The 11229-nt window shown below is 50.2% G+C and carries 16 protein-coding genes; 6 read left to right on the top strand and 10 right to left on the bottom strand.

What is annotated here, in order from left to right; genetic code table 11:
- The first annotated feature begins 404 nt into the window (after nucleotides 1-404).
- Nucleotides 405-959 carry a gamma carbonic anhydrase family protein gene (locus AC07UY_RS06505; RefSeq protein WP_494659765.1) on the top strand — a complete coding sequence of 185 codons (555 nt, stop codon included), beginning with the start codon at nucleotides 405-407 and terminating at the stop codon, nucleotides 957-959.
- Here the strand turns inward: AC07UY_RS06505 and AC07UY_RS06500 are convergent.
- From AC07UY_RS06500 to dprA, 6 genes are read right to left on the bottom strand one after another with little or no spacing between them, the layout of a single operon-like run.
- A complete protein-coding gene (locus tag AC07UY_RS06500; protein ID WP_276293694.1) occupies nucleotides 935-1192 on the bottom strand; it encodes a DUF1488 family protein in 258 nt (85 codons plus the stop codon). The genes AC07UY_RS06505 and AC07UY_RS06500 overlap by 25 nt on opposite strands.
- Nucleotides 1189-2007: a shikimate dehydrogenase gene (aroE, locus tag AC07UY_RS06495; RefSeq protein ID WP_494659778.1), complete on the bottom strand. Its 819-nt coding sequence runs from the start codon at nucleotides 2005-2007 to the stop codon at nucleotides 1189-1191. Before aroE ends, AC07UY_RS06500 begins: the two co-directional genes overlap by 4 nt.
- Before the next feature lie 4 nt (nucleotides 2008-2011).
- Entirely contained in the window at nucleotides 2012-2584 is a 573-nt protein-coding gene (gene tsaC / locus AC07UY_RS06490) for an L-threonylcarbamoyladenylate synthase type 1 TsaC (RefSeq protein ID WP_494659764.1), read from the bottom strand.
- Nucleotides 2577-3131, bottom strand: coding sequence for a DNA topoisomerase family protein (locus AC07UY_RS06485; protein WP_490469484.1), 555 nt, complete (start codon nucleotides 3129-3131; stop codon nucleotides 2577-2579). Before AC07UY_RS06485 ends, tsaC begins: the two co-directional genes overlap by 8 nt.
- Nucleotides 3132-3157: 26 nt before the next feature.
- Entirely contained in the window at nucleotides 3158-3631 is a 474-nt protein-coding gene (gene smg / locus AC07UY_RS06480; RefSeq protein WP_192610784.1) for a DUF494 family protein Smg, read from the bottom strand.
- Nucleotides 3603-4727 (bottom strand): DNA-protecting protein DprA, encoded by a 1125-nt coding sequence (gene dprA / locus AC07UY_RS06475; protein WP_494700804.1) that lies wholly within the window; start codon nucleotides 4725-4727, stop codon nucleotides 3603-3605. The genes smg and dprA overlap by 29 nt, the downstream gene beginning before the upstream one ends.
- Nucleotides 4728-4856: 129 nt before the next feature.
- Between dprA and def the strand changes: the two genes are divergently transcribed.
- From def to mscL, 5 genes are all read left to right on the top strand, one after another.
- A complete protein-coding gene (gene def / locus AC07UY_RS06470) occupies nucleotides 4857-5366 on the top strand; it encodes a peptide deformylase (protein WP_192610782.1) in 510 nt (169 codons plus the stop codon).
- 14 nt (nucleotides 5367-5380) lie between these two features.
- Nucleotides 5381-6328, top strand: a complete 948-nt coding sequence (gene fmt / locus AC07UY_RS06465) for a methionyl-tRNA formyltransferase (protein WP_494659762.1) — start codon at nucleotides 5381-5383, stop codon at nucleotides 6326-6328.
- Nucleotides 6329-6380: 52 nt separating this feature from the next.
- Nucleotides 6381-7670 (top strand): 16S rRNA (cytosine(967)-C(5))-methyltransferase RsmB, encoded by a 1290-nt coding sequence (gene rsmB / locus AC07UY_RS06460; protein WP_494700805.1) that lies wholly within the window; start codon nucleotides 6381-6383, stop codon nucleotides 7668-7670.
- Nucleotides 7671-7691: 21 nt separating this feature from the next.
- Nucleotides 7692-9068, top strand: coding sequence for a Trk system potassium transporter TrkA (trkA, locus tag AC07UY_RS06455; protein WP_271446015.1), 1377 nt, complete (start codon nucleotides 7692-7694; stop codon nucleotides 9066-9068).
- Between the two features lie 145 nt (nucleotides 9069-9213).
- Nucleotides 9214-9624 (top strand): large-conductance mechanosensitive channel protein MscL, encoded by a 411-nt coding sequence (gene mscL / locus AC07UY_RS06450; protein ID WP_203359776.1) that lies wholly within the window; start codon nucleotides 9214-9216, stop codon nucleotides 9622-9624.
- Here mscL and AC07UY_RS06445 read toward each other — a convergent pair.
- From AC07UY_RS06445 to rplQ, 4 genes are all read right to left on the bottom strand, one after another.
- Nucleotides 9621-9839: an alternative ribosome-rescue factor A gene (locus tag AC07UY_RS06445; RefSeq protein WP_494700806.1), complete on the bottom strand. Its 219-nt coding sequence runs from the start codon at nucleotides 9837-9839 to the stop codon at nucleotides 9621-9623. The two genes, mscL and AC07UY_RS06445, sit on opposite strands and share 4 nt — an antisense overlap.
- A 55-nt stretch (nucleotides 9840-9894) precedes the next feature.
- Nucleotides 9895-10320, bottom strand: coding sequence for a Zn(2+)-responsive transcriptional regulator (gene zntR, locus AC07UY_RS06440; RefSeq protein WP_203359774.1), 426 nt, complete (start codon nucleotides 10318-10320; stop codon nucleotides 9895-9897).
- 10 nt (nucleotides 10321-10330) lie between these two features.
- The gene (locus AC07UY_RS06435; protein WP_494659758.1) at nucleotides 10331-10699 is read right to left on the bottom strand and encodes a DnaJ family domain-containing protein; all 369 of its coding nucleotides are present in this window, start codon (nucleotides 10697-10699) and stop codon (nucleotides 10331-10333) included.
- Between the two features lie 106 nt (nucleotides 10700-10805).
- On the bottom strand, nucleotides 10806-11192 hold the full coding sequence (gene rplQ / locus AC07UY_RS06430) for a 50S ribosomal protein L17 (RefSeq protein WP_001216372.1): 387 nt from the start codon (nucleotides 11190-11192) through the stop codon (nucleotides 10806-10808).
- Nucleotides 11193-11229 lie beyond the last annotated feature (37 nt).

Raw genomic sequence — 11229 nt, 5'->3', positions numbered from 1 at the left:
TTTTTCGTCTTGCGACGTTAAGAATCCGTATCTTCGAGTGCCCACACAGATTGTCTGATAAATTGTTAAAGAGCAGTTGCGACGCGCTTTAGCGCTCTGTCGCGAGGTGGCGTATATTACGCTTTCCTCTTTCAGAGTCAACCCTGATTTTCAGGATTTTTCTCTTCAACCGAACCGGCTGTTTGTGTGAAGTGATTCACATCCGCCGTGTCGATGGAGGCGCATTATAGGGATCCCATTTTTTAGCACAAGTGTTTTTTAGATCTTTTTTTCTGTTTGCTGTTTTTTCACCCCTTTCGTTCCATTCCTGCGCAATTCGCCTGATTTTTGATACTCAAATCGCTTGCACAGAGCCAATAATCCAACCAAAGTCATCATTACGGTTCTATTTTGTTGAGGTAAATATGTCTGACGTACTACGTCCTTATAAGGATCTTTTCCCGCAGATCGGAAAACGAGTGATGATCGATACCAGCAGTGTCGTCATTGGCGATGTCCGTCTGGCGGATGATGTCAGTATTTGGCCGCTCGTTGCTATCCGCGGAGACGTGAATTACGTCGAGGTCGGCGCCCGTACGAATATTCAGGATGGCAGCGTACTGCACGTCACCCATAAATCGACCTCCAACCCACAAGGTAATCCCCTGATCGTGGGTGAGGATGTGACCGTAGGGCATAAGGTCATGCTACACGGCTGTGTTATCGGTAACCGCGTCTTAGTCGGGATGGGATCGATTCTGTTGGATGGCGCAGTTATAGAAGATGACGTCATGATCGGGGCAGGTAGTCTTGTACCGCAAAACAAACGTCTTGAGAGTGGATATCTGTATCTGGGAAGCCCGGTGAAACAAATCCGCCCTCTGAGCGACGCGGAGAAGGCAGGTCTGCAATACTCCGCGAATAACTATGTGAAGTGGAAAGACGAATATCTCAGTCAGGACAACCAGACCCAACCGTGATCGTCTTCTTGCTGGGACTGGATAAGGGCTTCAGCTTCTTCTTCCAGATCCCAGCGATGATCACAAAAAGCAGCCAGCCACTGCTCAGGAGTATCGCCGCCAAAACGATGCGCCAGCTTCTCTCCTTTAATCGCACACATGAGTTGCATACCATTTACCAGCGCAGGAAAGCTGACAGCGTCGATATCTGCGTTCCACTCTTCTCTGTCAGGGAACTGGATGGCCTGATTCATGCAGACAACTCCTGTTGCAGCAATTTAATCACTGGCTCAACGTCTGGTAATGTACCGTGCCAAAGCAAAACAGCGTGCGCCGCCTGCCCCACCAGCATACCCAGACCATCTGCGTAGGATCTGGCTCCCTTCTCTATACACCAGGTAAGAAACGGCGTATTCCCTTTCTGATAGAACATATCGTAGCAATAAACAGAAGGATGAATAAGGGATGCCGGAATAGCAGGAATATCACCACTGATCCCGCTGGATGTTGCGTTAATGATCAGATCAAACTCATGATCCACCAGCGCATCCATTTTCAGAGACTGAACACTCCCTGTATGGGCAAAAATTTTCGCCAGTTCTTCCGCACGCGAAGCCGTTCGGTTCACGATCGTCACTGCGCAATCCATCGAAAGCAGTGGCAACAATACGCCACGGGAAGCACCACCCGCACCAATGAGCAAAACACGCGCGCCCGGCCGAATGAAAGATAAGCGTTCAAGATCGCTTAACAGCCCAATACCGTCAGTGTTATCACCCAGTATGCGACCATCCTCAAGCTTTTTGAGCGTGTTGACGGCCCCGGCAAGAGCCGCACGCTCCGTCAATTCATCTGCCCGTGCGAACGCTTCTTCTTTAAAAGGAACGGTAACATTCGCCCCTTTTCCCCCTTCAGCAAAGAAGGTATTAAGCGTACCGATAAAATCATTGTTCGGCGCTAATACACGCCCATAGGGATGTTCAATTTGCAGTTGTTGTGCAAAATGGTGATGAATGAACGGCGACTTACTGTGTGCGATCGGATTACCAAAAACGGCATAGGTTTCCATCATCTTACCCCTGTCGAAACAATTCACCCGTCAGGGCATCACGAATTTCAGATGGATTCAAACGACCTCCCGTTTCGCCTTCAACAACAGGGAAGTCTGCCCCGAACTGCTCCCGTACTTCTTCAACAGTACGGCATGGCGGCAATCCACTCAGGTTGGCGCTGGTAGAAACTAACGGCTTACCATAAGCCTGGCACAATGCAACCACGAGCGGATGGTCGGTGACGCGCACGGCCAGTGAATCAAAGCGTCCCGTCAACCAGCGAGGCGTTGTCGCCGGCGCGGGGAAAACAAATGTGACAGGACCTGGCCAGCGGGCAAATACGGCTTCCCGTTGGGCATCCGTTAGCACGCTGTCATCAATATAAGATCTCAGTTGTTCAAAATTTGCCGCGATCAATATGAGACCTTTATCAACGGGTCGCTGTTTCAGTTCCAACAATCGAGTAACTGCTGTTTCGCTATCAGGATCGCACCCGACACCGAAGACAGCTTCTGTTGGATAGGCGATGACATTTTCTTTACTCAGTACCTCTATCGCGGCAGCGATAGCGTCTGATGGCAGGTTTTTATTCACTTTTAATATCCGCCGGTAACGGCTTTCCACATTGTTTACTGGCACAGACGTGTTTCACACCCTGCGCGGTTTTCTTTTCGATGAGTAGAGGGTAGTGGCACTCAGGACACTCTCCCGCTATCGGTTTGAAGTTGATGACAAACTGACACTCAGGATAGCGATCGCAGGAGTGAAAGGTTTTGCCATAACGTGAACGGCGCTGGACCAGATGACCCGTCCGGCACTGAGGGCAGGTAATCGCGGTTTCATCAGGTTTATCGATAATTTCGGTATGCCCACACGCGGGATAATCGCTGCAACCAATAAACATACCGAACCGCCCCTGCCGCAACACAAGTTCAGCGCCGCATGCAGGACAAAACTTACCCTCCAGAACTTTGACAATATGTCCGTCCGCTGACGATTTCAGAGGACGGACATAATCACATTCCGGATATTGTGAGCAGCCGAGAAACGGACCGTGTTTCCCGGAACGAATAACAAGTTCGGCCCCGCATTGCGGGCAGGGCTCATTTTTACGCACCGTGAACAGTGCTGATTTAGCCATAACAACTCATGCTGAATAAAGATCGTTTAATGCAGCATACCTTCATTCACTTCAAAGAGTAATTCTTCCATTTGTTGATATGCATTTTCACAACCTGGAATGTTGAACAGAACCATCAGGATCACCCACTTTAGATCTTCCAGGTCGAATTCTGCAGTATCCAGTGCGAGCACACGTTCAATGACCATTTCCCGTGTCTCGAGGTTTAGCACCTGTATCTGCTCCAGGAATAACAAGAATCCCCGGCAACTGGCATCCAGGCGATCGCACTCTTCAGCAGTATAAATACGTACAGAGAGCGGATCTGAGGCGAGTTGCATGGGTTCAGCGAGGCCTTCCTGATAGTCAGCAAGCTTTTCCAGCCACAATAACGCGTTGTAGATGTCTTCACGATCAAAACCAGCGTCGGTAAGATCCCGTTCCAGTTTGTCCTGATCCACACGTAATTCAGCTTCGTTATGGATGTATGTCTCAAACAAATACATTAGTACGTCGAACATGGCTTGCCCTCCTCAATCGGACATAGCCGCCGGGTACAGCTGCGATCCATCCTGCTAACTCCAGTTCGAGTAGCTGAGCCACTACCACTGGCACAGGTTGGCCGGCACGTTCAGCGACGACGTCAACAGGTGTTGCCTCATCTCCTACGTTAGCCAGGAGCTCAGGAAATGGCAATGCCACCGCTTCGTGATCTGGTGAATAAAGTGTATTTTCAGGCTCATCTGGCAACCAATGTAACCCGTATTGCAAATTTTCGAGTATATCCTCTGGCGCTGTCACCAGTGTGGCCCCCTGCTTTATCAGCCAATGGGGACCTTCACTCCCCGGGCTACCTATCGGCCCTGGTAAAGCAAAGACCTCTCGCCCTTGCTCCATCGCACAACGTGCGGTAACCAAAGACCCGCTGCGCAGAGCCGCCTCAATCACCAAAACGCCTTTACTGAGACCACTAATAATGCGGTTTCGCCGGGGGAAATGATGCGCTAACGGAGGTGTCGCCAGCGGAAACTCAGAGATCAAAGCGCCTCCCATACCGACGATGTTTTCTGCGAGCTGGGCATGCCGACGCGGATGCACAGTCAACAGACCGTTACCCAATACGGCAACGCTTTTTCCCTTTACACTTAACGCGGCTTTATGTGCGACGCCATCGATACCGAGTGCCAGTCCGCTGGTCACCGTAATCCCTGCTGCGGCAAGTTTTTCGCAGAATACGCGCCCCCATCGTTCACCATACCAGGAGTGTGAGCGACTCCCCACAACGGCAAGCTGGATGGAGTCAAGGCATTCAGGCTCCCCGGCGACAAATAGCGCGCCGGGGTAGTCTTCAATCGCACGAAGCTGTTGAGGGTAATGTTTACTCTCCGCCGTAATGAAATAGTGATGAGGCCGCGCTAACCAATCCTGCGCAATATCCAGCTCCTTTTGTGGAAGCGTTAAAAAGCGTTCAGCCTGACGGATTGAGAATCCTGCACTGTGCAACAATGCAGGATCGATATGGGGCTGATTAATGAGAAAATTGGCCGTACGTACCATTGCGTCGCCGTACATCTCACTGACACGCATTAGGCGTAACCAAATTTCGATATGGGTCATCCTCCTCCCCCTGTCACAAGCGGTCCTGGCAATCTTTGCGATTGGTCAGTGATGCTGTCAATCAGCAGGGGTTTTGTCTAGAATAGAGGTAATAATCTTTCCAACTCCTGAACACAACTCTGGATAACTATGTCAGTTTTGCAAGTGTTACATATTCCGGACGAGCGCCTTCGCAAAGTCGCAAAACCGGTAGAAGAAGTGAATGCAGAAATTCAGCGTATCGTCGATGATATGTTCGAGACGATGTACGCCGAAGAAGGTATTGGTCTGGCGGCAACGCAGGTCGATATCCATCAACGTATTATCGTGATTGATGTGTCCGAGAACCGCGATGAACGCCTGGTACTCATCAATCCAGAGTTGCTGGAAAAATACGGTGAAACCGGTATTGAGGAAGGCTGCCTTTCTATCCCAGAACAGCGTGCGTTAGTGCCACGCGCAGAGAAAGTAAAAATTCGCGCACTCGATCGCGATGGCAAACCTTTTGAACTGGAAGCGGATGGCCTGCTGGCGATTTGTATTCAGCATGAGATGGATCACCTGGTCGGTAAGCTTTTTATTGATTACCTGTCGCCGCTGAAACAACAACGTATCCGTCAGAAAGTTGAAAAACTCGACCGCCTGAACGCCCGAGCTTAAGGACAAGAATCAACGTGTCAGACTCACTACGTATCATTTTTGCGGGTACACCTGACTTTGCAGCGCGTCATCTCGACGCGCTGTTGTCTTCAGGACATAACGTCGTTGGTGTGTTTACCCAACCTGACCGCCCGGCAGGACGCGGCAAAAAGCTGATGCCCAGCCCTGTGAAAGTCCTGGCCGAAGAGAAAGGGTTACCGGTTTTTCAGCCTGTCTCTTTACGCCCGCAGGAAAACCAGCAACTGGTCGCCGACTTAAACGCGGATGTCATGGTCGTAGTGGCTTATGGCCTGATTCTGCCAAAAGCGGTCCTGGACATGCCGCGTCTTGGCTGCATCAACGTTCACGGTTCCCTGCTCCCTCGTTGGCGCGGCGCCGCACCTATTCAGCGTTCGCTGTGGGCCGGCGATACCGAAACGGGTGTAACCATTATGCAAATGGATGTCGGCCTGGATACGGGTGACATGCTTTATAAGCTTGCATGCCCGATCACAGCAGAAGATACCAGCGGCACGCTGTATGACAAACTGGCAAACCTGGGCCCGCAGGGGCTGATCGATACGCTCAAGCAGCTCGCCGCAGGTACCGCAAAGCCTGAAGTGCAAGATGACGCTCTGGTTACCCATGCAGAGAAGCTCAGCAAAGAAGAGGCCCGCATAGACTGGTCTCTCTCTGCCGCACAGTTAGAACGTTGCATTCGTGCCTTTAACCCCTGGCCGATGAGCTGGCTGGAAATAGAAGATCAACCCGTGAAAGTCTGGCAGGCATCAGTCATTGAGGCCTCCACGCAAGCAGAACCCGGCACCATCCTTGAAGCCACAAAGCAAGGAATCCAGGTTGCGACGGGCAACGGCATTCTGAACCTGCTCTCATTGCAACCCGCAGGGAAAAAGGCGATGAGTGCTCAAGATCTACTAAATTCACGTCGGGAATGGTTTATTCCTGGCAACCGTCTGGCCTGACGGTCACCTCTCAATACGCCCGGTGTAACCGGGCATTTTTATTTTTGCGGTTATGAAAAAAAATCTTAATTTACGCAGTATGGCGGCCCAAGCCGTCGAACTGGTTGTCGAAAAGGGGCAGTCGTTAAGCAATGTTCTGCCCGCTATGCAGCAGAAAGTCACCGATAAAGATAAAGCACTGTTGCAGGAACTCTGCTTTGGCGTCTTGCGCACGCTTTCCCAGTTGGAGTGGATGATCAAACAACTGATGGAGCGCCCGATGACGGGCAAGCAGCGCACGGTCCATTATCTGATTATGGTCGGCTTCTACCAGCTATTGCATACCCGTATTCCTCCTCATGCTGCACTTGCTGAGACAGTGGAAGGTGCAGTCGTTATCAAACGCCCACAGTTGAAAGGGCTGATAAATGGCGTACTACGCCAATTCCAGCGCCGCCAGGAAGAACTACTAACCGAATTTGCACAAAGCGAACTTCGTTTCTTACATCCGTCCTGGTTAGTAAAGCGCATTAAGAATGCCTATCCACAGCAGTGGGAAAGTATCCTTGAAGCCAATAACCAACGACCGCCAATGTGGTTGCGTGTGAACCGTACGCACCATTCGCGCGACAGTTGGCTGGCATTGCTGGAAGAAGCGGGTATGACAGGCTTTACTCATCCTGCTTATCCGGATGCCGTACGTCTGGAAACCCCTGTGTCAGTACTGGCTTTGCCTGGTTTCGAGCAAGGTTGGGTTACCGTTCAGGATGCTTCCGCCCAGGGTTGCGTCGGCTACCTGCTACCGCAAAATGGTGAGCAGATCCTCGATTTATGCTGCGCTCCTGGTGGTAAAACGACACATATTCTGGAAGTTGCCCCAGACGCTAATGTAACGGCAGTCGACGTTGATGAAAAACGCTTATCACGCGTTTACGACAACCTGAAACGCCTCGGCATGAAGGCAGCCGTTAAGCAAGGTGACGGGCGCTATCCGGCACAATGGTGCGGCGAGCAGCAGTTTGATCGCATTCTGTTAGATGCCCCTTGTTCGGCTACTGGCGTTATTCGTCGCCATCCGGACATCAAGTGGTTGCGCCGTGACCGTGATATTGCTGAACTTGCTCAGTTGCAGTCTGAAATTCTTGATGCCGTATGGCCACATCTGAAATCTGGCGGTGTGCTGGTTTACGCTACCTGTTCCATTCTGCCGGAAGAAAACAGTCAGCAGATTAAAACCTTCTTGCAGCGCACGCCAGACGCTGTGTTGCAGGAGACAGGTACACCTGATAATCCGGGGCTGCAAAATCTGCCAGGATTGGAAGAAGGTGATGGCTTCTTTTACGCTAAGCTAATCAAAAAGTGATGAGATAACGGGTCGCGACTGATGAAAATTATCATTCTGGGCGCAGGGCAGGTTGGCGGTACGCTGGCTGAAAACCTGGTCGGAGAGAACAACGATATCACGGTGGTCGATACCAACGGTGAGCGCTTGCGCAGTTTGCAGGACAAATTCGATCTTCGCGTGGTACAAGGGCACGGTTCCCATCCTCGTGTGCTGCGTGAAGCGGGGGCTGACGATGCGGACATGCTCGTCGCCGTTACCAGTTCCGATGAAACCAACATGGTCGCCTGCCAGGTCGCCTATTCACTCTTCAACACGCCGAACCGTATTGCACGAATTCGCTCGCCGGATTATGTCCGCGATGCGGATAAGCTGTTCCATTCCGAAGCGGTTCCTATCGATCATCTCATCGCGCCGGAGCAATTAGTCATTGATAATATCTATCGACTGATTGAGTACCCTGGCGCATTGCAGGTGGTCAATTTCGCGGAAGGTAAAGTCAGCCTGGCTGTGGTAAAAGCCTATTACGGCGGTCCGCTGATTGGAAACGCGTTATCCACCATGCGCGAACATATGCCGCATATCGATACTCGTGTTGCAGCAATTTTTCGCCACGACAGACCGATTCGTCCGCAAGGATCCACGATTGTCGAAGCGGGTGACGAAGTGTTCTTTATCGCGGCCTCTCAGCACATTCGTGCTGTGATGAGTGAATTGCAACGCCTGGAAAAACCCTACAAGCGCATCATGCTGGTCGGTGGCGGTAATATCGGCGCAGGCCTTGCTCGTCGTCTGGAAAAAGATTACAGCGTGAAGTTGATTGAGCGAAATCAGCAACGTGCAGCCGAGCTTGCCGAGAAACTACAGAATACGATCGTCTTCTTTGGCGATGCATCGGATCAAGAATTATTGGCGGAAGAACATATCGATCAAGTTGATCTGTTTATCGCGGTCACCAATGACGATGAAGCGAATATTATGTCGGCAATGCTCGCCAAACGGATGGGGGCTAAAAAAGTAATGGTGCTGATTCAGCGGCGTGCCTATGTCGATCTTGTTCAGGGCAGCGTGATTGATATTGCGATTTCACCGCAGCAGGCAACCATCTCCGCGCTTCTCAGTCACGTACGTAAAGCTGATATTGTCGGGGTATCTTCATTACGACGTGGCGTTGCTGAAGCTATAGAAGCTGTTGCACACGGTGATGAGACGACTTCCCGCGTCGTGGGTCGCGTGATCGATGAAATAAAACTTCCGCCGGGAACGATCATTGGTGCAGTTGTCAGAGGAAACGATGTCATGATCGCCAATGATAATCTGCGTATTGAGCAGGGCGATCATGTCATTATGTTCCTGACAGACAAAAAGTTTATTACCGACGTTGAACGTTTATTCCAGCCAAGTCCTTTCTTCCTGTAATTTTAAGAGGGCACCGTTTCGGTGCCTTTTTTAATTCCCTTTATTTATCAAGGTTTAATTTATTTTCCTAAAGAGAATATCCATAAATGGAAAATACTTTAACATTTGTTAAACTTAGACTCGTCAGCTGCTTAGGGAGAATAAAATGAGCATAATTAAAGAATTTCGCGAATTCGCGATGCGCGGGAATGTTGTGGATTTGGCGGTGGGTGTCATTATTGGTGCGGCATTCGGTAAAATTGTTTCATCACTGGTTGCCGATATCATCATGCCCCCTCTGGGATTATTAATTGGCGGGATCGACTTTAAACAATTTGCTGTCACATTGCGTGCTGCACAGGGAGATATCCCGGCGGTCGTCATGCACTATGGTGTATTCATTCAGAACATCATTGATTTCGTGATTGTTGCATTCGCCATCTTTATGGCAATCAAACTGATCAATCAACTCAATCGTAAGAAAGAAGAACCAGCTGCAGCACCTGCACCAACAAAAGAAGAAGTGTTACTTACCGAAATCCGCGACCTGCTGAAAGAGCAAAATACGCGTTCTTAACACGTCTCTGAAAACAGAAGGCCAGTGGTAAGAACGTGATTTACGCTCTTGCCACTGGCCTCCCAGTTACCCCGATTGCCATTCTTACCCTTCCGCTGATAACTTCCTTTCCCTTTCTTATTTTTTTCTACGCGCTGCCTGAACAAAGGGTCATGCAGTAATGCTTCAATGGCATTGTCCTTTATCTGCCCTTTCGTATGCTGATAACGACTCATAATTTCTCCAGTGATATGTTTTACGGCGCGAGTGTAAGCGCCTGCGTTCAATAAATCAACAGCCCGTTTTGACTCCACTAGCCCCCTGTTCCAGGGCCTCCAGAATCGAACAATAGACGCTACTGTGCGCCTTGCCACAGCAGGCATCATTGAGTCTTTGCAGTGAACGCTGCATAGTTTGCAGTTCTGCAATTCTGGCTTCCACTTCTTTCAGTCGCTCCTGCACAATCCCCTTCGATTCCTGACACGTATGGTGTTCCGGATCAACACGGATCGAAAGTAGCTCGCGGATCGACTCAAGCGTAAAACCAAGCTGGCGCGCATAACGAATAAATTTAAGCCGTTGGAGATCACTTTCGGTATAAAGCCGAAATCCCCCTTCGGTGCGCACTTCATGCTCCATCATTTGCTGCTTTTCATAATAGCGGATGGTATCAGGGGTCACTTCCGCCAGTTTTGCCAGTTCACCAATGCGGTACATAAGAACTCCGTTATTGATCGTTGATTTTATGCATCAGTTTGTCTGCATATGCTCCACGTAAAAACTCAGTACTCAAACCAGCCTGTCTCAATTTTAACTCAAGCAATGACAGACGTCGGCTAACTTCCTGATACTGCGGGTCGTCCTGCTTGATACCCTTGAGCATATCAAGTAACTGAATGGCCTCTCTGCGGTGTTCCAGCTCAGGAGGCAGGCATCCTGCATTTTTTAATAAACGATAACCAACACGAAGATCTTCGGGGACATGCGAGTCATCATCAAGAATGAGTGCTTTCCCGCTACCAGGAAGGTTATCAAACTCGCCTTTGGATTGTGCATCGACAATATGGCGCTCTGCCCACTGGTCAAGTAACCACATAAATACTCCAGGGGATGAACAAAAAGAGTACAGATATTGTAGGCAAGTGGGGATACAACGGATATAAAAAAACCCGCCGGGGCGGGTTTTTTTACGTTACTACAGATTACTCTGCAGCAGCTTCTGCTTTCGATTCAGAGCGATCAACCAGCTCGATGTATGCCATCGGCGCGTTGTCGCCTGCACGGAAGCCACACTTCAGAATGCGAGTGTAACCACCGGCGCGGCTCGCGAAACGCGGGCCCAGCTCGTTAAACAGTTTTGCCACGATCTCGTTATCACGAGTGCGGGCGAATGCCAGACGACGATTAGCTACGCTATCAGTCTTGGCAAGAGTAATCAGCGGCTCAACTACGCGGCGCAGCTCTTTCGCTTTAGGCAGGGTCGTCTTGATGATTTCATGACGAACCAGTGAACCTGCCATGTTGCGGAACATTGCCTGGCGATGGCTGCTGTTGCGGTTCAGTTGACGACCACTCTTACGATGGCGCATGACCTTATCCTTCTCAGTAAAACCTTAACCTGTGATC

The organism is Citrobacter sp. GW821-FHT02E08 (assembly GCF_059421685.1).
The sequence above is the reverse complement of the archived record's forward strand: the minus strand, read 5'-3'. Positions and strand labels throughout refer to the sequence as shown.